We start from the raw sequence: 21,135 nt of genomic DNA on the forward strand, positions 1-21,135 counted from the left end.
GTTGGCAGCCGATTTCACGGAATGCGCTCCGCTCGAACCATCTCGACCTCCTGGCCGACCTTCACGACGTCGCCGACGATCACGATCGCCGGTGGCCGAATCCCAGCCGCGGTCACGCGCTCCGCCACGGTGGACAGCGTGGCGTAAAGAGCTCGCTGGGTGGGAAGAGTACCGTCCTGTACCACCATTACGGGAGTTTCCGGTGAACGTCCTTCGTAGATCAGTGTCTCGGCGATCACCGCGATCCGCTCGACCGCCATCATGAGGATCAAGGTCCCCGCTGACCGCGCCAGGTTCGGCCAGTCAACGGTGGAGGCGGGGTCGCCCGGGGGAACATGGACCGAAATCACGTGGAATTCCTGGCTGACACCGCGATGCGTCACCGGCACGCCCGCCGCCGCGGGCACCGCGACCGGGCTGGTGATCCCCGGGACGACGGTGACCGGGATGCCCTCGCGGGCGCAGGCGAGCATCTCCTCACCGCCCCGGCCGAAGACGAAGGGGTCGCCGCCCTTGAGGCGGACCACGAACTTGCCCTGCTTGGCGTGCTCGACGATCAGCTCGTTGATCCGCTCCTGGGCCATGTAACGGCCGTAGGGGATCTTCGCCGCGTCGATCAGCTCCACGTCCGGGGAGAGCTCGTCGAGCAGGCCCTGCGGAGCGAGACGGTCGGCGATGACCACGTCGGCCTGGGCGAGCAGCTGCCGGCCGCGGACCGTGATCAGCCCGGGGTCGCCGGGGCCGCCCCCGACGAGGGCGACGCCGACGGGCTTGGTGCGGTTGCGCCGGGCCTCGACCGTGCCGTCGCGCAGGGCCTCCACCACGGCGTCCCGGATCCCGGCCGCCCGCCGGGGGTCGCCGCCCGCGGAGATCGCCACGCCGATCTCGCCCACCCGCCCGCTGGCGGGGGTCCATGCGGCCGAGGCGTCCCTGTCGTCGGCGCGCACGCACCAGATCCGCTTGGCCTCGGCCTCGGCGGCGATCGCGGTGTTCACCGCCCTGTCGTCGGTGCAGGCCTGCACCAGCCAGGCCCCGTCCACGTCTCCCACCTGGTACGGCCTGGCCTCCCAGGTCACGCGCCCGCTGGCGATGAGGTCGTCGAGTGCGTGCGTGACGCTCGTCGAGACGATGGTGACCAGGGCTCCGGCCTCCAGCAGGGCCGGCACGCGCCGCTGCGCGACGCGGCCTCCGCCGACGACGAGAACGCGCCGCCCGGAGAGACGCAGACCAAGCAGGTAGGGCGACATGGCGACAGATCTCCTGTTCGCGACGAACGGTGAAGCAGGGCGTGTTAGGAGGTAAACCTACCGGCTAACCTCGCGTCATTTGATGTCACTGTGTTAACAAGCTTGACATCATCAGGTCTCCGAAGAGCCGGAATGGTGTCAAGTCGTCCGCGCCGGCCCGGGTCGTGACCTTCCGAGTGGCAATCACCCAGGTCGTACCCCGGCCGGCCCCGCCGGAGCGGCCGGCCCGGCCGGGTTTCCCGGTCGGAACCCCTCCCCGGCTCCCCGGTCGGGACTCGCTCTCGAATGCCCGGCCGGAACTCCTTCCCGACTGCCCGGTCAGGACTCCTTCCCGACTGCCCGGTCAGGACTCCTTCTCGACTGCCCGGTCAGGACTCCTTCTCGGCGACCCCCGCGGAGTCGAAGGTCGCCACCTCGTGCATGACGCGCGCCGCCGCGCAGACCAGCGGGTGCGCCAGCAGTCCCCCGGTGCCCTCGCCGAGCCGGAGTTCCAGCTCGACCAGGGGGCGGAGGCCGAGGTGGGCGAGCGCGACGGCGTGGCCCGGTTCCGCCGAACGGTGCCCGGCCACGCAGTGGTCCAGCACGTCCGGGGCCAGCGCGGCGGCGGCCAGCGCCGCCGATCCCGCGATCACTCCGTCCAGGATGACCGGCACCCGCAGGGACGCGCCGCCCAGGATGAATCCGGCGATCGCCGCGTGCTCCAGCCCTCCGACCGCCGCCAGGATGTCCAGGCCCGGTACGGCGCCCTCCCTGAGCAGTCCGTTCACCCGCAGCCCCTCGCGGACGACCTCGATCTTGCGCGTCAGGGTCTCGTCGTCGACGCCGGTCCCCCTGCCGGTCGCCTCGGCGGCGTCCCGTCCGGTGAAGGCGCAGATCAGAGCGGCCGAGGCGGTGGTGTTGGCGATGCCCATGTCCCCGGTGACCAGGCAGCGGGCCCCCTCCTCCACGAGCTCGCGGGCCGTCGCGATCCCGGCCTCCAGGGCGGCGACGGCCTGCTCGCGCGTCATCGCCGGTCCCCGGGACAGGTCCGCGGTGCCGTACGCCACCTTCCTGATCGCCAGGCCCGGCGCGGCGGGCAGGTCGGCGGCGACGCCGACGTCCACGACCCGCACGGTGGCCCCCACCTGGTTGGCGAAGGCGTTGGCCACGGCCCCGCCCGCCAGGAAGTTGCCCACCATCTGCTGGGTGACCTCCTGCGGCCAGGGGCTCACGCCCCGGGCGTGGACCCCGTGGTCGGCGGCGAAGATGGCCAGCGCCGCGGGGGCCGGGACGGGCGGCGGGCTGACGGCCGCGGCCCCGGCCAGCCGTACCGCGACCTCTTCCAGCACGCCCAGCGAGCCGCGCGGCTTGGTCAGCCGCTCCTGGTGGGCCCGCGCCGCCGCGACGGCCTCCGGGTCGCACGGCCGGATCGCGGCGATGGTCTGCTCAAGGGTGATCATGCCACCAGTGTCCCCGAAAGCGCCCCCGCGAGGTCACCGGGCGGGGGCCGGAGATCACCGGGCGGCGGCGAGCGCTTCCTCGTAGCGTTCGATGACCACGTCGGCCAGGCCCTCGCAGTCGCCGATCGCTTCGGCGCAGCGGACGTCCAGCTCGGGGTGGCCGGCGGCGTAGGCCATCGCCTGGGCCCAGACCTTCTCCAGCAGTCCGCCGGAGAACAGCAGATAGGGGACGACGATCACGCGGCGGGCGCCGAGGCGGCGGCAGCGCTCGATGCCGCCGGGCACGCCGGGCGGGGTGAGGGAGGCGAAGGCGGTCTCCACCGTCATGTACTCGTGCGCGTGCGTCTCCCAGAACAGGCGGGAGACGCGGTGGACGTCGGCGTTGACGGCGGGCGAGGTGGAGCCGTCGCCGACCAGCACCACGGCGGTCTCGCCGGTCTCGATCCGCTCGGGCTCCTCCTCCGCGGGACCCCCGGCGGGGACCAGGCGGAGGCTGGGCACCTCGACCGCGGCGTCGGCCAGGCGCTCGGCCAGGAGCGCCAGCACGCGCGGGTCGGCTCCCAGGGGCCGGCCGTAGTCGCAGGTGAGCATCGGATGGCGCTGCTGCTCCAGGGCCATCGCAGCCGGGATCTCGGCGCCGATCCGCGTGTCCCCGGCGAGGCTCAGCGGCAGCGCCACCATGCGGTGGTGCCCCCGCGCGACCAGCGAGGCGATCGAGTCGCTGAGCCGCGGCGTCGCCCTGGCGAGGTAGCCGCCGGAGACGTCGGCCGCGGTCCGGTCCAGACGACAGCGGAGCCGGTGGACGAACCTGCCGAATTCAGCGGATCCGTTGTCATCGTGCGAGCCCTGCCCGATGAGCAGCAGCGGCGGCTTCATGAAAGAGGACTCCAATGACCTTGACCTGCGATTGCGTGGCGGCGACTCGCGAGAATAGCCGATGAGGACACGGCAGGGACAGGTCACGGGCAGACGATGTTCATCCGTCGCCGCGGCGACGTTCACTCCCTCTCCCGCCGCTCCCTGTCCCGCGCCGCCGCCGTCCGGCGGGTCACGGTCTGCGGGAGTGCACGACGAAGACCGGGTCGGCGGCGGAGAGGAGATGCCCTCCGTCGGTGTGGACGGTCAGCCGGGAGGATTGCAGCTGCGCGCATTCGGCCTGGTAGCCCTGCTCGCGGAGGATGCCCAGCACGGTGACGACCTGCTCCACGGTCCGCAGGGCGCAGACCAGGGTCCTGGGGTTGCGGACCGCGCACGCCTCCACCACGTCGGCGCCCCCGCCGCCCACGAAGATCGCGTCCGGGTCGGCCAGCGGCTCCAGGGCCGGAGGCGCCTGCCCCCGGGTCAGGGCGACCTTCACCCCGTGCGCGATGACGTTGCGGCGCAGCCGGGCGCACGCCTCCTCCTCGCGCTCCACCGCCACCACGGCCGCGCCCATCCGGGCGCACTCCACCGCGACCTCCCCGCCGCCCGCGCCGACGTCCCAGACCAGGTCGCCCAGCCGGGGGCCGAGCTTGGCCAGCACGAACGCCCGGACCTCCGGGGTCAGGCCGCCGCCCTCGAAGTCCAGCGCCCACTCTTCGGGCCCCGGCCGGGCCCCGGCCACCCAGCTCGGCTCGTACGGCCGGTGCAGCGGGTCCAGGACGAGCACCACGTCGGGGTCCTTCCACGGCCGGGTGGTCGCCTCGCCCATCCGGCTGTGCGTGATCCGTTCGTCGGGGCCGCCGAGGTCCTCGCAGACGATCAGCGCGCGCGGGGTGGTGGGGGCCAGTTCCCGGGCGATCTCGGCGGGCCCGATGCCGGGGGTGACCAGCACGGCGACCTTGTGGTGGGCGCGGCAGGCGTTCACCACCCGGTCGATCCGCCCGCCGGTGACCACGAGGGCGTCCTCCCACGCCAGGCCCGCCTTGGCGAAGGCGCGCGAGACGAACGGGAGCCCGGGCAGGACCTCCGGGGTGACCCCGTGGCCGCGCAGCCGTCGGACCACGTCGAAGAACCCGGGATCCCCCTCGGCGAGCACGACCAGCCGCCCCTCCCCCGACTCCAGATGAGCGTCCACGATCTCCAGGAGAGGGCCGTCGGTTCTCGTGACCCCGGCGGGCAGGGGCCCCAGGCGGCGGAAGGCCCGTTCGGATCCGGTGACCAGAACCGCCTCGTCCAGCCTGGCCCGCGCGGCCGCGGAGAGACCGGAGCCGTCCACCCCGACAACTGTGATCATCAGTGCTCACCGTCCTCGCCTCCAGAGTGACGGCTCAACGCGGATCAGACCAGGTGCACCCCGTTTTCCCTGTTCGGCAATACGGAGGTCAAGCCTCCCCGCGAAGGGGCAAGCCCGCGTAATCACGATGTTTGTCCTCAATTCGCCGGGTATGGGTCGCCTAGCCAGTGTGAAAGGGGTGACCGCCATGGAACGCGGAAGTGCCAAGCACGGCCCGCGCCTGGATGACCAGCAGCAGCACGAGACCGAGGGGATGACCCGGGGCGGGGGCACCACGCACGCCCAGGAGTGGAAGCAGCCCGAGCCCACGCTCGCGCCGGGCGAGGAGGGCACCGCGCCGACGAACCGTCCGCCGGACCACCAGCCGGGCGTCCCGCGCGGCCTCACCCCGGAGGGGGCCGAGCGCCGCAGCGACCTGGCCAAGTGGATCAGTGGCACGGATGTCTTCCCCGCCGACCGCGACGCCCTGCTGTCCCGTGCCGAGATGCAGGGGGCGCCGGACCCGATCATCGCGGACCTCCGGTCACTGCCGAACGCGACCTACGTGAACATGGCCGAGGTGTCGGAGGCGCTGGGGTACGGCACTGAGGAGAGGGATCAGGGATGAAACTGGACATGCTCCAGTCCTTGTACGAGCGGACGGGGCCGTTCGCGTCGGTGTACCTCGACACCGGCCGCGCCGTCCCGCAGGGCGAGCAGCGGATCGAGCTGCGTTTCAAGGGGAGGGCCGAGCAGCTGGAGGGGGCTGACCAGGCGACCCTGGAAGCGCTCGGAGACGTGTTCACCGACGTGAACCTGGCGGCGTCGGGACGGGCGGCCTTCGCCTGCGGCGGTGAGGTCCTCTACACCGAGGCGCTGCCCGACAAGCCCCGCAGGGAGATCGCGCGCTGGTCGCCGCTGCCGCACGTCATGCCGCTGCTGGCCCAGCGCGGCGAGAACGTCCCGCACATCCAGGTGCTCGTCGACCACGCGGGCGCGGACGTGATCGTGGTGGGCGCGGGCTCGCCGCGCCGATCGACGGTGCAGGCCCAGGACTGGCCGCTGCAGAAGACCGGCAAGGGCGGCTGGTCCCAGCGGCGCTACGAGAGCAGCGTGGAGGAGGCCTGGGAGCAGAACGCCAAGGCGGTGGCCGAGGCGGTGGACAAGGAGGTCCGCCGCATGGACATCGTGCTGGTGGTCGTGGCGGGCGACCCGAAGTCGGTGAGCCTGCTCCAGTCCCACCTGGGCCACGAGGCCTCCGAGCGCGTCGTTCTGGTGGAGCACGGCAACCGGGCCGCCGGAAGCGATCCCTTCCCGTTCCACAAGGAGGTCGAGGCGGCCATCGACGACTGGCTCGACCAGCGGCAGGGCGCGCTGATGGAGCGTTACGGGGAGGCTCTCCCCAGGGGACTGGCGGTCGAAGGCCTGCCGGCCGTCACCAAGGCGTTCCGGGAGGGGCGGGTGGACACCCTGCTCATCGTCGACCACTCGGACGCCGACGGCACGGTGTGGATCGGCCCGGAAGGCGGCCAGCTGGCCACCGACCGGGAGGAGCTGCGCGAGTGGGGCGTGAGCGACCCCGTGGAGGAGCGCGCCGACGCCGCGCTGGCCAGGGCCGTCGCCATGACCAACGCCGAGCTGGCCTTCGTGCCCAGGCTCGAGGCGCCCGACGAGGTCGCGGCTCTGCTGCGTTTCTGAGGCGTACCGTCCCGCCCGGCCATCCCAGGCGGGGTACGGCCCCGTCCGCGGGCCGTACCCCGCCTGCGCCGTCTTCCGGCCCGGTGTCCGGTCAGCGCAGGACGACGACCTCCAGCGTGCGGGGGCCGTGCACGCCCTCGACCCGGTCGAGCTCGATGTCGCTGGTCGCCGAGGGCCCGCTGATCCAGGTCAGCGGCCTGGCCGGGTCGAGCGCGGCGACCGCCTCGGGCACGCCCGTCACGATCTGCCCGGCCCACACCAGGCAGAGGTGGTAGTCGGGCACCAGCGTCAGCGCCCTGCGCCCCTGGTCGGGGCCCGCGTCCAGGACGATCGTGCCGGTCTCGGCGATGCCCGCGGCGCATCCGGTGACGACGCCGTCGAGGCCGTCCAGCTCCGCGGCCGACAGGGGCGGGTCGTCCGGTACGGCCTCGCCGCCCGGATGCGCCCGTACGGCCCGCGCCCACTCCTGCGGCAGGCCGCCGGGCACGGCGACGCGGCGGGCTCCGCGACGGGCGAGAGCCCCGGCGATCACCTCGCCCGCCCGGGCGGCGTCCACCACGTGCACGACGGCCCGGTAGTCGGCCACCCGCTCGGCGAACAGCTCGATCACCTTTCCGGCCGAGGCCGAGGCCGAGGACGGGGCCGAGGACGGGGCCGAGGACGGGGCCGAGGACGGGGCCGAGGACGGGGCCGAGGACGGGGCCGAGGCCGGAGAGGCGATCCGGTAGGACCGGGTGATCCGGGCCTCCGGCGCCCCGGCGACCGCCGCGCGGATCCTGGCCAGGACGCGGTCACGCGAGCTGGTCGTCGGTCCCTCCGGCGCACTCCCGATGCCTCCCGGCGCACTCCCGGTGCCTCCCGGCGCACTCCCGGTGGGAGCCTCGTCGGCAGGCTCGCGGGAGCTCATCGGGTGCCTCCTTCGGTCCGGTCCCACCAGTCGCGGAAGGACTCGGCGGGGACGTCGGGGATGTCGCGCGTGTCGGTCCAGGCGGACAGCGGGCCGGGCAGGCGCCGGGGCAGGAAGCGGCGCAGCCGGCCGCCGAGGCGCTGGGCGCGCGCCAGCCGTACAGGGCGGTCGAACACCCACCCGGCGGCCCGCATGCCCAGCCGCTCGGCACGCGGGTGCGGGGTCCTGGCGCGCAGGTGGACGAGCACCTCGGGGATGTCGATGGCGACGGGGCAGACCTCGAAGCAGGCCCCGCACAGAGAGGACGCGTAGGGCAGCGAGGCGTCCAGGTCCCCGGTCGCGGACGGGGGCAGGCGGTCGCGCGAGGCGACGGTGCCGGAGGCGCGCAGCTGCGGGGTGAGGATGGCGCCGATGGGGCCGGGATAGACCGAGCCGTAGGCGTGGCCGCCCGCGCGCTCGTAGACCGGGCAGACGTTCAGGCAGGCCGAGCAGCGGATGCAGCGCAGCGCCTGGCGGCCGACCTCGTCGGCGAGGACGGCGGTGCGGCCGTTGTCCAGCAGGACGAGGTGGAACTCCTGGCCCTCGACGGCCCCGGTCCAGGTGGAGGTGTAGGGGTTCATCCGCTCGCCGGTGGAGGAGCGCGGCAGGAGCTGGAGGAAGACCTCCAGGTCGCGCCAGGCCGGCAGCAGCTTCTCGATGCCGACCACGCTGATGAGCGTCCGCGGCAGGGTCAGGCACATCCGGCCGTTGCCCTCGGACTCCAGGACCACCAGCGTGCCCGTCTCAGCGATCATGAAGTTGGCGCCGGAGATCGCGACCTCGCTGGCGAGGAAGCGTTCCCGCAGGTGGAGCCGGGCGGCCTCGGCCAGGGCCCGGGGGTCGTCGCTCAGGTCCTCAGGCGCGGGCCGTCCCCACTCCCCCATCCTCTCCCGGAAGATCTCGCGGATCTCGGAGCGGTTGCGGTGGATCGCGGGCACGAGGATGTGCGAGGGCCAGTCGTCGCCGAGCTGCACGATCAGCTCGGCCAGATCGGTCTCGTAGGCGGTGATCCCCCGCTCGGCGAGGGCCTCGTTGAGGCCGATCTCCTGGGTGGCCATCGACTTGACCTTGACCACGCTGGTCTCGCCGGTGGCCTCCACCAGGCCGGCGACGATCCGGTTGGCTTCGGCGGCGTCGGCCGCCCAGTGGACGTGGCCGCCGGCCCGCGTGACGGCCTCCTCCAGCTGGAGGAGGTAGCGGTCCAGGTTGCGCAGGGTGTGGTCCTTGATCTGCTTGCCCGCCTCCCGGAGCGCGGCCCAGTCGGGCAGCTCGCCGACCACCGCGGCCCGTTTGCCGCGGATGGTGCGCGTGGCCTTGCGCAGGTTGAAGCGGAGCTGGGAGTCCTGTACGGCCGCCGCGGCGTTCCGCGGGAAGGCGGGCATGCCGAGGAAGGTCCCGCTCACCGGACGGCTCCCTTCCCCACGCCCTCGCCCTTCCCCGCCTCGGCGCCCTTCCCCGTCCCGGCCCCGGGTCCCGGCGGGGGGTCGTCACCGGTCGCGGCGAGGATCTCGGCCAGGTGCATGATCCGCACCCCCGCGCGCTGGCGGCGCAGGGCTCCGCCGATGTGCATCAGGCAGGAGTTGTCGGCGGCGCAGAGCACCTCGGCGCCGGCGGCCATGACGTTGTGCACCTTGTCGGCGCACATGGCGGCGGAGACGGCCGGGTTCTTGACGGCGAAGGTGCCGCCGAAGCCGCAGCACTCCTCCGCGCCCGGGAGCGGGACCAGCTCCAGGCCCCGGACGCTCCGCAGCAGCCGGGCGGGGCGGTCGCCGAGATGGAGCCCGCGCAGGGAGTGGCAGGTCGGGTGGTAGACCACCCGGTGCGGGAAGGAGGCGCCGACGTCGGTCACCCCGAGGACGTCGACCAGGAACTCCGACAGGTCGTGGACCTTCGGCGCCGTCTCCGCCACCGCCTCGGCGAAGGACGGCCCCGGCGCGGTGCGGGCCAGCCGGGGGTACTGCTCGCGGACCATGGCCGCGCAGGACCCGGAGGGGGTGACGACCGCGTCGTAGCCGGCGAAGACGTCCGTGAGACGCCGGGCCAGCCGGGCCGCCTCCCGCGGGTATCCGGTGGTGAGGTGCATCTGGCCGCAGCAGGTCTGGGCCCGGGGGAACCCGACCTCGCATCCGAGGCGGCGCAGCAGCGTCACGACCGCCCTCCCGGTTCCGGGGAACAGCGTGTCGTTGACACACGTGATGAACAGGGCGACGCGCACGGCGCTCCTTCCGTCCGGTGGTGCGACCACAGTACGGTTCGGCCGCCGATCAGCTCACGGTCAGGTTCCAGCCCTGCGGCAGGACGACGAAGTCCGGGGAGGGGACGGCGTCGGCCTCCCGGCAGCCCGCGCCGGAGCAGGCGGCCAGCGCGTCGAGCCGGCGGTCGAACTCGGCGATCACCTCCCGCGGGACGACCCCGGCGAGGTTGCGGAGCTGGTAGGGATCGCTGTCGAGATCGTAGAGCTGGTACTCGCCGGTCTCGTAGCGGACGAAGGTGTGCCGGGCGGTGCGCATCGCCCGATACGCCGGGACCGGGGTCTGGCGGCCCGACGCCTCGTCCGCCGGACGGTGGAACTCCACCAGCACGTTCTGCCGCCAGGAGGCGGGGACCCAGCCGCGCAGCAGCGGCAGCAGGGAGCGGCCCTCCACGAACGGGGGCAGCGCGGCCCCGGCGAGGTGGGCGAAGGTGGGGGCGAGATCCACGGTCGAGCCGACCTCCTCGATGACCCGCCCCTGCTCGATCCCGGGCCCCCGGACGAACATCGGCACCCTGATCGCCTCGTCGTACGGCGTCGTCTTGCCCTGGGACAGCCGGTGCTCGCCCAGGTGGAATCCGTTGTCGGAGCCGAAGAACAGGTAGGTGTCCTCCAGCTTCCCGGCCGCGCGCAACGTCTCCACCAGGGCGCCCACCATGTCGTCCACGCCGAGCATGGCCCGGAGCCGGTCGCGGTGGACGCGGTCGATCTTCGCCAGTTCCCTCGCCGTGAAGCGCTCGCGCGAGCGGAGCCACTCGGGCTCGGCGGACACGTCCGCCTGGTCGAAGGAGGGGCCCCGGGGGGCGGTGACGCCGGCGAAGGCGTCGCGGTGCCGGGGGGCGTGGTTGGCGGGCAGGTGGGGGGCGACCGGGGCGAGGTAGAGGAAGAACGGCTCGTCGCCCTGGGAGACGAACGCGTTGGCCTTCGCGCTCAGGACGTCGGTCAGGTAGTCCTCGGGCGCGGAGCCGTACCCCTTCAGCACGCCGTTCTCGTTGAGCGTGTAGCCGTACTCCTCATAGAGGCGGCGCACCGGCACGTGCCATTCGTCCCATCCCGGCGGCACGTGGGCGGGATCGGCCTCGCCCGGATAGTGGTTGAGGTATTTGCCCATCAGCGCGGTGCGGTATCCGGCCTGCCGCATCCACGTCCCGATGGTGGAACGTTCCAGACCTGAGTCGTGAAAGCGGGTGAATCCCCCCTCCGGCGCGGTGTTGGTCAGCACGCCGTGGCTGTGGACGTACTGGGAGCGGAGGATGGAGGCGCGGGACGGGCAGCACCAGGAGTTGGGGACGAAGAACCGCTCGAACCCGGCGCCCGCGTGAATGAACTCGTTCCAGATATTCGGAAATCTCTCCAGATCGCCGGTGCCCAGGTCGTCGGTCAGGATGAGCACGATGTTCGGCCGGTCCCGCACCTGCGCCACCGCGGGGAGCCCCCCGGAGGCACCCAGCATGAACAGCAGTATCAGGCACAGCACCTTGCGAGCGGCGTTCAGCACACGTTCACGTTTCCCCAAAGGTTGACCCCCGACACTCCCCTCTCGACCGCGAAGCTAGAACGTGTTCTAATTACGGAGCCGTACCCGACCGGAAGGCCCGATATGACCACCGACTTGAACCTCGGTCTGAACCTCGGCTACTGGCAGCGGAACGCCGTCGACGCCACCGAGCTCGTCCAGGCCGCCGAACGCCTGGGATACGGGTCCGTCTGGACCGCGGAGGCCTACGGCAGCGACGCCTTCACCCCCCTGGCCTGGTACGGCGCGCGGACCTCGCGCATCAAGCTGGGCACCTCGGTGGTGCAGCTGTCGGCCAGGACCCCGGCGGCGACCGCGATGACCGCGATGACGCTGGACCACCTGACCGGCGGACGGCTGCTGCTCGGCGTCGGCGCGTCCGGGCCGCAGGTGGTCGAGGGCTGGTACGGCATGCCGTTCGGCAGACCGCTGGCTCGCACCCGCGAGTACGTCGAGATCATGCGCAAGGTGTGGCGCCGCGAGGAGCCGGTGACCAGCGACGGCGAGCACTACCCGCTCCCGCTGCCCGCGGAGGGCGCGGGGTCGGGCCCCGGGCGCGGGCGCGCCACCGGTCTCGGCAAGCCGCTGAAGCTCATCACCCATCCCCTGCGCCCGGAGATCCCCCTCTACCTGGGCGCCGAGGGGCCGAAGAACGTCGCCCTCGCCGCCGAGATCGCCGACGGCTGGCTCCCGCTCTTCGTCTTCCCCGAGAAGGTCGAGCAGATGTACGGGCCGTCCCTGGCCGGGGCCGGCCCGGACTTCGACATCGCGGCGATGGTCATGACCGTGATCACCGACGACGTGCGGGCCGCCCTGGACGGGGTGAAGATGATGCTCACCCTCTACATCGGCGGCATGGGGGCCAAGAGCCGCAACTTCCACGCCGACATCATCGGCAGGATGGGCTACGCCGAGGCCGCCGAGGAGATCCAGGCGCTCTACCTGGCCGGGCGCAGAGACGAGGCGTTCGCCGCGATCCCCGACGAGCTGGCCGACGGCATCTCCCTGGTCGGCCCGCCCGGCCGCATCCGCGAGCGCCTGGAGCCGTGGCGCAAGAGCCCGGTGAGCACCCTGCTCGTCATGGGCCCCCACGACGAGCCCTCCCTGAAGATCATCCGGGATCTCGTCCTGGGCTAGCGTCGCCCGGCCACGACTCCTCCCCCGCACCTTCGACGATCTCTCGCACGACGTCGCCGTAGACGCGGAACAGACTCGGCGCGCCGGCGGGATCGGCCCGCCGCAGTTCCTCCCAGCACCGGGCGACCAGGGCCCGTGCCCGCACACCCGGCCAGGGGCGGGGGAGCAGCTCGGGAGGCAGGAGCGGATCGGGCTCGACCGCGCGGGTGAACTCCGCGGCGAGCTCGATCGCGATGGTGAGCACCTCCTCCCGCGGCAGGGGCTCAGGACCGCGCAGCCGGGCCAGGCGGGACTCGGCGACCTCGCGGAGCCGTTCGTGGGCCCGGGCGATCCGGTCCAGGGGCCAGAGGCGGGCGGCCAGCGCGCGCGGGTCGCGCTCGCCGCCGACACTCAGGTCGCCGCTGGTGAGGAGGGTGACGTACCCGGCGACGCCGAGCCGGCCGGCCTCGGCCTCGACGAGTTCCCCCCAGTCGTTCGGCGAGACGTACAGGCCGCCGTGCACGGGCGCGCCGCCGAGGCCGACGATGACCTCCCGCAACGCGTCCCGGGCTGACCTGGCCGCCTCCGGCACCGCGAACCCCGCCAGGTGCCACACTCCGTCCCAGGGGGCCCGCCCGCGGTCCTGGCGGTACATGTGCCGCATGAACTCGGCGTTGGGGGCGATCGACCGCCGGACGTCGTCGGCCGCCCGCAGCAGCGCCCTGCGACCCCGCCCCTCCTGGGTGAGCCGTCCTTCGGCGACGAGCCGCTTGACGCACAGCCGCACCTGCTGGTCGGTCATCCCCAGGGCGCCCGCCACGGCGTAGAGCTCTCCGGCGTCGACGGTCCCGTCCTCGCGGACCATCCCCTCCACCAGGATCCGGGTCGGGACCTCCACGCCACCGTCGCCGCGCCCGTCCTCCCGCTCTTCCTCACGCCTGCCGGACATCTCCCCGCCTCTCGTATCTATCAAATATGTTACGGTCGTTTTCGTAACGATAGTTTTTCTTTTGAACGATGGAGACGCAATGAGTCCCGGACCATCCTCATCCACTCCGGCGGCCGGACGGCGCCGCCGGTGGCCGCGTCGGCTGCTGTCCTCCCTGGTGGCCGTCGCGACGCTGCTCCTGGCGGGCGGAGGGTGGGTGGCGTACCAGAACACCTACGACATCCGGGAGGAGCAGGTGACCGTCACCGGCGGCGCGCAGCCGCTGAAGGGGGTGCTCGCCCGGCCGACCGGGGGGCGGGGGCCGTACGGGCTGGTGGTCTTCGTCCACGGGGACGGTCCGATCGACGCCACGCACGAGACCTTCTACCGCCCGGCGTGGGAGGCGCTCGCACGGGCGGGCTACGCGTCGCTGTCGTGGAACAAGCCGGGACTGGGCGGCGCTCCGGGCAACTGGCTGCACCAGAGCATGGAGGACCGGGCGGAGGAGACCATGGCCGCCATCGCCTGGGCGAAGAAGCTGCCGGACATCGACCCGGCGCGGATCGGGCTGTGGGGCGCCAGCCAGGCCGGCTGGGTGCTGCCCAAGGTCGCCGCGCGCATGCCCGAGCTGAAGTTCGTCATCGCCGTCTCCCCGGCGATCAACTGGCTCCGGCAGGGACGCTACAACCTGCTGGCCGAGCTGAAGGAGCGCGGCGCCTCGCCGGAGGAGACCAGGGCCGCGGTGGCCCGCAGCGACGAGACGCTGGAGCACCTGCGCGAGGGCTCCACCTTCGAGCGGTACCGGGCCGCCGTCGGCGACGTGGACGGCATGACGGCCGACCGCTGGCGGTTCATCACGGCCAACCACACCTCCGACGCCTCCGACGACCTGGCCGAGATGCGGACCCCGGTCCTGCTGATGCTGGGCGGGCATGACGTCAACGTCGACACCGGCGAGACCGAGGACACCTACCGCAGGCTCCTGACCCGGCCCGGCCAGCTCCAGGTCAGGCGTTATCCGGACGCCACCCACTCCATGGTGCCCAAGGACGTCGAGGACTCGGAGCTCCGGGCGCTCGTCCTCGCCCTCGCGGCCCCCCGCTCCCTGGCCGTCGAGGGGTACCTGGACGACATGCGCCGCTACGTGGAGGGCCTGGAGACGCGGCGGTGAGCGCCCCCGGCCTGCGGACGCGGGTCACTCCGTCCCGGGGCGGACGCCGGGGGCGGCGACCCAGCCGGAGGACTCGTAGGCGACCGTGAGCCCCCTGCGGAAGGGGATGCGCACGGCACGGTCGCCGCGGGCCTTCTCGCCCGCGCCGTCCTCCCCGTCCCCGTCCGGCCTCCCCCGCGGGTCCTCGTCCGGCCTCCCCCGCGGGTCCTCGTCCGGACCGCGGTACTCGAAGGCCAGCAGGCGCGCCCCGGACTCGTCGACGACCAGCCGGACGTCGCCGCCGGCCGTGGTGATCGCCGCGCCGGGGCGGCCGAGCGGGTCGGTGACGTCCCGCTCCAGGGCGAGGCCCGGCTGGTCGGCGAGGATCCGCAGCACCGCGGCGCGGGTGGCCGGGGACGCGGGTGAGGACAGCAGGTAGCGCGCCGCCGTGAACGCGAAGGACGTGAAGGATCCGCTCCCGCCGTCCCGGTGCGCCGAGCGCAGCCACCCTTCGAGCTCCCCGGCCTCGCCGGGCAGCCGCCGGACCTCGTCCATGGTCAGGGTCCGGCCGCCGACCTGCCACCGCAGCGAGATCCGGGAGAAGTCCCGCCGCCGCGGCCCCGGCCACAGGGACGGGGAGCCCTTCTCCTTCCAGGCGGCCTCGTCGGCCCGGTCGGCGAAGGCGACCTCGACGTCCTGGTTGAGCAGCCCCCGGCCGTCGCGCCCGTCGTACCAGAACTCGTCGGATCGCGCGACCACCGCGCCGGACTCCACCGGCTCGAAGGTCCGGGTCCGCTCGAACCAGTAGCGGCCCCGCGCCGCGCCCTCGTCCGCCACCCGCTCCGCCCCCGCCAGCAGGAGCGAGCGGGCGTCGAGCGTCACGGTGGGCACGGCGGTGGGCGCGGTGGAGGGTTCGGGGAGGCGGGGCTGGGCCGCCGTGACCTGCCCGGCGGGCTCGGCGGGCCGGCCCCCGCCCGGCCCGCCGGAGGCCGCCGTGCCGCTCACGGCCGCCGGGACGGCCACGGCCGCGACCAGTCCCGCGACGGCCGTGCCCGCCAGCGTCAGGCGCGTCACCCGCGGCAGCGGACGGACGCGGAGGAAGGCGCGACGCCGGGGCTCGGCCAGGGCGCGGGCGAGGTCGGCCTCGCGGCGGCGCCGGTAGGTCTCGTCCAGGACGTCGTCGGGACGCAGGGCCACGATCAGGTCGTCGTCGGTCGTCATCTCTGCTCCTGAAGGGTCGTGCGGGCGAGGTTCATCGCGTCGGCCAGGCGGCGGCGGGCGCGGTGCAGACGGACCGAGAACGCGCGGGCCGAGCAGCCCGCGACCTTGGCGGCCTCGGCCGGGCCCAGGCCGTGCCAGCTGGCCAGGATCACCGCCTCGACCTCGTGCTCGGGGAGTACGGCGAGCGCCTCCAGCGCCATCCGCCGTTCGGAGACCTCGTCCGCCACATCGTTCTCCTGGGTCAGCGCGGCGAGCCGCTCGGCGGGGGTCACCCACCGCCGTCCGCGCTCGTGGTGCTTGCGCAGCAGGTTGCGGGCCACGCCCAGCAGCCAGGGCAGCGGCTGGTCCGGCACGCCGTCCAGCCGCCGCCAGGCGATCAGGAAGGTCTCGCTGGCGACGTCCTCGGCCGCCTGCCGCTCGGCCCGCAGCAGCGCGTAGCCGAGCACGCTCCGGTAATGCCGGTCGTACAGCGCGGTGAACCGCGCTTCGGGATCGTCCACATCCAGTAGTCCCTCCCCGGCGCCCTCGATTACCGGTCCGGGCGAGAAATCCTCCCGGACCGGTCCCCCGCTCCGGACACGGGCCGGGTCCTCCGCTCCGGGCGCGGGGCGAAGTCCTCAGTCCCGGACGCGGGGCGAAGTCCTCAGTCCGGGCGCGGGGCGGGGTCGGCGGTGACCGAGCGGAGCAGCGGGGCGCTCGCCGCGCCCGCGCCGATCACCCCGGCGAAGCCGAGGGTCACGCAGATCAGCAGGATGGTCATCCCGCCGACGTTCACCGAGGAGATCGAGAACGGCACGGCGCAGAACATCCCGATCACGATGGAGCCGCCGCCCATGACCGCCAGCGGGACGAGCGTCTCGGCGCGGCGCGCCCGGTTGAGGACCTCCAGCGGAGTGCCCGCCAGCCGGAGCAGGGCGTAGGTCTGCCTGCGGTCGAGGATCGAGGAGGCCGCGGTGATCCCGGCGCTGACGACGGCGACCAGGAAGGAGACGGTGAGCACGACGACGGTGCCGGTGCCGACGTCCTTCAGCAGCAGGACGCCGAAGCGCTCCTCGTCGGCGGCGGAGGTGGCCGTGCGGCCGGGCACCAGCCCGTCGAGCGCCGTCCTGGCCCGGTCGATCACCGCCTCGTCCGCCCGCCCCGTCCCCGGACCGGCGCTCTTCTCAGCGACGGTCTCCTCACCGGTGGGTTTCCCGGTGGCGGCTTTCTCGGCGGCGGGTTTCCCGGTGGCGGAGCCGCCTCCGCTCTCCGTCCCGCCGTCCCCCGCCGTCCTCCCGACCTCGACGGTGAGCAGTTTGTCCTCGCCCTTGCCGGTGACCTCCACCCGCGCCGGAACGCCCGCCGCCGTCAGGCGCTCGCGCGCCTCGGCGGTGAACCGGGACGCCTGGGCGGCGGGGACCGTGACGCGCAGGGTGGCGGGGTCCGCGTCCCCCAGAAGGTCGCTCGCGGGGCTCAGGAACCCGATGAAGCCCGCCACGAACCCCGTCATGGCCACACCGCTCACGGTCCGCCAGGCCGCCTTCGGGTCGTCGACCAGGCGGCGCCCGGCCAGCAGGCGGGCGGGTCCGCGCGCCGTCCCGGCCGTGATCCTGCCGATCACACCGACCACCCAGGGCCCGGCCAGGTTGATGGCGAGGAAGGCCAGGCCGAGCACGACGGCGACCACCCCGGCCGCGGAGCCGGCGCCGAGCGTGGGCACCACCGCCAGGACGGCCAGCAGCGCGACGATCCGGACGAACCGCATGGCCGGCGGGGTCTCCCGCCGGGCCACGCCCAGCGGGCTGACCACCACCCGGCGCAGCCCGACGACGGCGGACAGGCCGACGAGCAGCGGCACGGCCCCCAGGACGGCGAGCGTGTACGGCACGCCCGGCCACAGGTCCGCGGCGAACCAGGCGCCGCCCCCGATCTCGATCCCGGCCAGCAACGGGGTGAGCAGGCCGTACAGGACCGTGCCCGCGACCGCGCCGGCGGCCGCGGTGATCATCGCCTCGGCGACGGTCATCGTCACCACCTGCCCGGGGGTGGCGCCGACCAGCCGGAGCGCGGCCAGCCGCTGGTCGCGTCGGGCCACGGTGAGCCGGGCCGCCGCGCCCCCGAACACCAGCAGCGGCACGGCCATGAGCACGGTCGCGATCAGCGCGAGCGCCTGGTACGCCTGCGCGTCGGGCGAGGGCGCGCCGGTGAAGTCCGCCACCCGCGTCGGCGGGAACCCGTCGCGCGGGTCTCCGGCGACCGCGGCGGTCATGATCGGAGAGTCCGGCGCCTGGCCGCGGACCGCGACCAGCTCGCCGGGGTGGACCAGCGCCTCGTCCCCGACGGTCCCGGCGACCTTCTCCGGGAACCGGCCGGCGAGCTCGCCGGCCGGGAGCTCGCGGGCGAGTTCCGCCAGCGCCGGGGAGAACCAGACCTCCCCCGGGGCGGGAAGCCGGTCCAGGCCGGGCGGCGGGGCCGCCCCGGGCTTCAGCACGGCCAGATCCACGACCGTGACGGTCCGGTCGCGCACGTAGTCCTTGTGCACCGCCTGCACGGCCACGGCCGCCGTGCCCACGGCGACCGGATTGCGCCACGCCTCCCGCTCGGCCCTGCCCTGGAAAGCCACGTTGGCGGAGACGGAGAAGATCAGAAGCGCGGTGCTGACCGCCACCGCCACCGCGGTCAGTCCCGCGCCCAGCAGCCCCCGGCGGCCGCCGCCGCGCAGCAGCCGCCAGCTCAGTCCCAGCGGCCCGCTCATCCGTTCCCCCCGGGGAGGATCCGGGTCAGGGACCCCGGTCCGTCATGGCCGGGGCGCCCCTGCACGTCATGCCCGGAGTGCCCCTGCACGTCGTGCCCGGAGTACGGCCCGGCGGCCATGCCCCTGCCCGTGCCCGGGAGGACGCGGCCGTCGCGGACCTCCACCGTGCGGTCGCACCAGCGCGCCACCTGCGGATCGTGGGTCACCACCACCAGCGAGGCGTCGTTGCCCCGGGTCGCCTCCACCAGCAGGCGCATCGTGTCGTGGCCGGTGGTCTGGTCGAGCGCGCCGGTCGGCTCGTCGGCGAAGACCACCGCGGGCCGGGTGACCAGCGCGCGGGCGATCGCCACCCGCTGGGCCTGCCCGCCGGACAGCTCGCCGGGCCGCCGCCCCTCCATGCCGCCCAGGCCGAGCGGGCCGAACCAGCCCCGCGCCCGCCGCACGGCCTCGCCCCGGGACACCCCGCCGAGCATGAGGGGCAGCGCGACGTTCTCCTCGGCCGGAAGCTCGGGCAGGAGCTGGCCGAACTGGAACACGAACCCGAAGCGGGTCCGGCGCAGGGCGCTGCGCTGCCGCTCCCCCATCGCGTCCACCCGCTGCCCGAGCAGCCGCACCTCGCCCGTGTCCGGCCGGGTGATCCCCGCCAGGCAGTGCAGCAGGGTGGACTTCCCCGACCCGCTCGGCCCCATGATCGCCACGGCCTCGCCGCGCCCGACCGCCAGCCCGACGCCGTCCAGCGCCACGGTCGAGCCGAACCGTTTCACCAGATCGAACCCCTCAAGAACAACGTTCGTCATGGTGACGACTCTCCCGTCCGGAGGCGCCGTCGCGGATCGGCCGGGCGTCCGATCCCCCGGCGGCGGCCTCGTCCGAACGGCCGATGGTCCCGTGCCACCCCGCGGCTGGCAGAATCGATCACGTGACGATTCGGGTTCTCATCGCCGACGACCAGGAGCTCGTGCGGACCGGCTTCCGCATGATCCTGGACGCCCAGCCGGACATGGAGGTCGTGGCGACCGCAGCGGACGGCGCCGAGGCGATCGAGCAGGCGCGGCGGCTCCGACCCGACGTGTGCCTGCTCGACATCCGGATGCCGAGGCTGGACGGGCTGGAGGCCACCCGGATCCTCGCCGGGCCCGGGGTCCCCGATCCGCTGCGGGTGGTCATCGTCACCACCTTCGACCTCGACGAGTACGTCTACGGGGCGCTGCGCTCGGGGGCGACCGGGTTCCTGCTCAAGGACAGCGGCCCGGCGCTGCTGGTCGAGGCGATCCGGGCGGCGGCGGCCGGGGACGCGCTGGTCTCGCCGTCGGTGACCGTACGGCTGCTGGAGCACCTGGCCCGTCCCCCGGCCGGCCGGGCCGTCCGGCCGCTCCCCGACCCGCTGACGGAGCGGGAGCTCGACGTGGTCCGGCTGGTGGCCCGGGGGCGGACCAACCAGGAGGTCGCCGCGGAGCTGTTCGTCTCGCTGTCGACGGTCAAGACGCACCTGGGCAGTGTCCAGGCCAAGCTGGGGTTAAGGAACCGCGTGGAGGTCGCCGCCTGGGCGTGGGAGTCCGGCGTGGTGAGTTGATTGGAAAAGCTCCCGGAGGGATAGAAGAAGGGCAGGTCCTTCAGCGCATGCCGGGGGGAGATTCACCATGCGCCCTGTCTCGCCCTCACGCCGGAGATCCGCTTCGGCGGTCTACGCGGCTCTGGCCGCCCAAGTACTCTCCGTCGCCGCCCTCGTCGTGTTCGAACAGGTCCGGGGTGTACGGCTGGCGTTGGAGATATCGGCGTTCGGCTCCGACGCCCAGGCATCCGGGGCCCGGGCCGTCGCCGGGGCCGCGACCGTCTTCGCTCTCCTGATCCTGTTCGCCGCGGTGACCACGATCTTCGTGATCACCACCTACCTGCTCTGGCTCGTCCGGATCAGACCGGGCTCCGGCTCCGCCGCCCCGTCGATGAGGTCGCTGCTGGCGGGCTGGTTCGTGCCGGTGCTCAACCTGGCCGCCCCGCCGGTGCTGCTGGACCGCCTCTGGCAGGGCTGCCGCCCGGCCGAGGGCCGTCGCAGTCACTGGCTGGTCCTGCTCGCCGCCTGGTGGACGAGCTGGCTGACCGCGGCCGCCCTGATCGTGCGGTTGCCGTTCAGCCCGCGGGCGGAGGCGGGCCTGACCGGTCTCGGCCCGGCCGAGCTGGCGGCGGTGGCCCTGGCGGCGGTGTTGTGCGCGGCGACCGTCCAGCAGATCACCGCGGCTCAGACGTCCGGCGCCCGGCACCGGCGCCGGATCAAGGAGTCGCACGCCATCGCGCAGGCCGTCCCGGATCTCAGCGCTCCCACGCCTTGACCTGCGAACCGTCCGTGAGCCGTCGCCCGCGCCTCGGCCCGCGGGCGGCGCCGCGCTTCAGCGCTCCCACGCCCTGACCAGCAGCCAGCCGTCGCCCGCGGTGTCGAAGCGGAGCTCGTAGGTGCCCAGGCGGCGGCCGGGGCTGGCCTCGACCCGCCAGAAGCGGCGCTCTCCCGGGTCGTCCTCGGAGATCTTCCACCACTCACGGGCGACCACCCAGTGGTCGACCACCCGGCGGACGGCGTAGAGCCGGTCCTGCCAGACGAACTGGATCGGCTCCCCCTCACGGGTCCAGACCTCGATCGGGTCGCCGTAGAGTCTGCTCAAGGTGGATCTTCCCCCTGCTGTTCCGAGACGATCGCCCGGGG

Annotated in this window: 20 protein-coding genes; 6 read left to right on the forward strand and 14 right to left on the reverse strand. The window is 73.8% G+C overall.

Features of this window, described 5'->3' with window-relative positions; all coding sequences use genetic code 11:
* Nucleotides 1-14 precede the first annotated feature (14 nt).
* From cobA to cbiE, 4 genes are all read right to left on the reverse strand, one after another.
* A complete protein-coding gene (gene cobA / locus Plo01_RS26030; protein ID WP_203893320.1) occupies nt 15-1,247 on the reverse strand; it encodes a uroporphyrinogen-III C-methyltransferase in 1,233 nt (410 codons plus the stop codon).
* A gap of 368 nt (nt 1,248-1,615) precedes the next feature.
* Entirely contained in the window at nt 1,616-2,686 is a 1,071-nt protein-coding gene (gene cobT, locus Plo01_RS26035) for a nicotinate-nucleotide--dimethylbenzimidazole phosphoribosyltransferase (RefSeq protein WP_203893321.1), read from the reverse strand.
* A gap of 54 nt (nt 2,687-2,740) precedes the next feature.
* On the reverse strand, nt 2,741-3,562 hold the full coding sequence (locus Plo01_RS26040; RefSeq protein ID WP_203893322.1) for a sirohydrochlorin chelatase: 822 nt from the start codon (nt 3,560-3,562) through the stop codon (nt 2,741-2,743).
* 172 nt (nt 3,563-3,734) lie between these two features.
* Entirely contained in the window at nt 3,735-4,901 is a 1,167-nt protein-coding gene (gene cbiE, locus Plo01_RS26045) for a precorrin-6y C5,15-methyltransferase (decarboxylating) subunit CbiE (RefSeq protein ID WP_203893323.1), read from the reverse strand.
* Nucleotides 4,902-5,088: 187 nt separating this feature from the next.
* Here cbiE and Plo01_RS26050 point away from each other — a divergent pair, with 187 nt between their 5' ends.
* Both Plo01_RS26050 and Plo01_RS26055 read left to right on the forward strand, forming a co-directional pair.
* On the forward strand, nt 5,089-5,508 hold the full coding sequence (locus Plo01_RS26050) for a DUF2795 domain-containing protein (RefSeq protein WP_203893324.1): 420 nt from the start codon (nt 5,089-5,091) through the stop codon (nt 5,506-5,508).
* On the forward strand, nt 5,505-6,578 hold the full coding sequence (locus Plo01_RS26055; protein ID WP_203893325.1) for a baeRF2 domain-containing protein: 1,074 nt from the start codon (nt 5,505-5,507) through the stop codon (nt 6,576-6,578). The genes Plo01_RS26050 and Plo01_RS26055 overlap by 4 nt, the downstream gene beginning before the upstream one ends.
* Before the next feature lie 91 nt (nt 6,579-6,669).
* Here Plo01_RS26055 and Plo01_RS26060 read toward each other — a convergent pair whose 3' ends face one another.
* The 4 genes from Plo01_RS26060 to Plo01_RS26075 are packed head-to-tail and all read right to left on the reverse strand — an operon-like array spanning nt 6,670 to nt 11,273.
* Nucleotides 6,670-7,485 (reverse strand): LutC/YkgG family protein, encoded by an 816-nt coding sequence (locus tag Plo01_RS26060; RefSeq protein WP_203893326.1) that lies wholly within the window; start codon nt 7,483-7,485, stop codon nt 6,670-6,672.
* Nucleotides 7,482-8,927, reverse strand: a complete 1,446-nt coding sequence (locus tag Plo01_RS26065; protein ID WP_203893327.1) for a lactate utilization protein B — start codon at nt 8,925-8,927, stop codon at nt 7,482-7,484. Before Plo01_RS26065 ends, Plo01_RS26060 begins: the two co-directional genes overlap by 4 nt.
* Complete coding sequence (locus tag Plo01_RS26070) at nt 8,924-9,739, reverse strand: (Fe-S)-binding protein (protein WP_203893328.1); 816 nt, start codon at nt 9,737-9,739, stop codon at nt 8,924-8,926. Before Plo01_RS26070 ends, Plo01_RS26065 begins: the two co-directional genes overlap by 4 nt.
* Nucleotides 9,740-9,788: 49 nt before the next feature.
* A complete protein-coding gene (locus tag Plo01_RS26075; RefSeq protein WP_203893329.1) occupies nt 9,789-11,273 on the reverse strand; it encodes a sulfatase family protein in 1,485 nt (494 codons plus the stop codon).
* A 102-nt stretch (nt 11,274-11,375) separates the two neighbouring features.
* On the opposite strand from Plo01_RS26075, the gene Plo01_RS26080 reads away from it, so the two are divergent.
* Nucleotides 11,376-12,428 (forward strand): LLM class F420-dependent oxidoreductase, encoded by a 1,053-nt coding sequence (locus Plo01_RS26080; RefSeq protein ID WP_203893330.1) that lies wholly within the window; start codon nt 11,376-11,378, stop codon nt 12,426-12,428.
* Here Plo01_RS26080 and Plo01_RS26085 read toward each other — a convergent pair.
* The gene (locus Plo01_RS26085) at nt 12,403-13,356 is read right to left on the reverse strand and encodes a PaaX family transcriptional regulator C-terminal domain-containing protein (protein WP_203893331.1); all 954 of its coding nucleotides are present in this window, start codon (nt 13,354-13,356) and stop codon (nt 12,403-12,405) included. The two genes, Plo01_RS26080 and Plo01_RS26085, sit on opposite strands and share 26 nt — an antisense overlap.
* A 79-nt stretch (nt 13,357-13,435) precedes the next feature.
* Here Plo01_RS26085 and Plo01_RS26090 point away from each other — a divergent pair, with 79 nt between their 5' ends.
* Nucleotides 13,436-14,506: an alpha/beta hydrolase family protein gene (locus Plo01_RS26090; RefSeq protein WP_203893332.1), complete on the forward strand. Its 1,071-nt coding sequence runs from the start codon at nt 13,436-13,438 to the stop codon at nt 14,504-14,506.
* 24 nt (nt 14,507-14,530) lie between these two features.
* On the opposite strand, the gene Plo01_RS26095 is transcribed toward Plo01_RS26090, so the two are convergent.
* The 4 genes from Plo01_RS26095 to Plo01_RS26110 all read right to left on the reverse strand — a co-directional run bounded on the left by Plo01_RS26095 (nt 14,531) and on the right by Plo01_RS26110 (nt 19,237).
* Entirely contained in the window at nt 14,531-15,706 is a 1,176-nt protein-coding gene (locus Plo01_RS26095; protein ID WP_203893333.1) for a hypothetical protein, read from the reverse strand.
* Nucleotides 15,703-16,206: an RNA polymerase sigma factor gene (locus Plo01_RS26100; RefSeq protein WP_203893334.1), complete on the reverse strand. Its 504-nt coding sequence runs from the start codon at nt 16,204-16,206 to the stop codon at nt 15,703-15,705. The genes Plo01_RS26095 and Plo01_RS26100 overlap by 4 nt, the downstream gene beginning before the upstream one ends.
* A 143-nt stretch (nt 16,207-16,349) precedes the next feature.
* Nucleotides 16,350-18,440, reverse strand: a complete 2,091-nt coding sequence (locus Plo01_RS26105) for an FtsX-like permease family protein (protein ID WP_239317079.1) — start codon at nt 18,438-18,440, stop codon at nt 16,350-16,352.
* Nucleotides 18,437-19,237: an ABC transporter ATP-binding protein gene (locus Plo01_RS26110; RefSeq protein ID WP_203893335.1), complete on the reverse strand. Its 801-nt coding sequence runs from the start codon at nt 19,235-19,237 to the stop codon at nt 18,437-18,439. Before Plo01_RS26110 ends, Plo01_RS26105 begins: the two co-directional genes overlap by 4 nt.
* 122 nt (nt 19,238-19,359) lie before the next feature.
* On the opposite strand from Plo01_RS26110, the gene Plo01_RS26115 reads away from it, so the two are divergent.
* Together Plo01_RS26115 and Plo01_RS26120 are read left to right on the forward strand one after the other, a co-directional pair.
* Nucleotides 19,360-20,013 (forward strand): response regulator, encoded by a 654-nt coding sequence (locus tag Plo01_RS26115; protein ID WP_203893336.1) that lies wholly within the window; start codon nt 19,360-19,362, stop codon nt 20,011-20,013.
* Nucleotides 20,014-20,080: 67 nt separating this feature from the next.
* The gene (locus Plo01_RS26120; protein WP_203893337.1) at nt 20,081-20,767 is read left to right on the forward strand and encodes a DUF4328 domain-containing protein; all 687 of its coding nucleotides are present in this window, start codon (nt 20,081-20,083) and stop codon (nt 20,765-20,767) included.
* A gap of 57 nt (nt 20,768-20,824) precedes the next feature.
* On the opposite strand, the gene Plo01_RS26125 is transcribed toward Plo01_RS26120, so the two are convergent.
* Nucleotides 20,825-21,094: a DUF6504 family protein gene (locus Plo01_RS26125; RefSeq protein ID WP_203893338.1), complete on the reverse strand. Its 270-nt coding sequence runs from the start codon at nt 21,092-21,094 to the stop codon at nt 20,825-20,827.
* Between the last annotated feature and the right edge of the window lie 41 nt (nt 21,095-21,135).

Origin of the sequence: Planobispora longispora (assembly GCF_016863135.1) — a bacterium.
GTDB classification, from domain to species: Bacteria; Actinomycetota; Actinomycetes; order Streptosporangiales; family Streptosporangiaceae; genus Planobispora; species Planobispora longispora.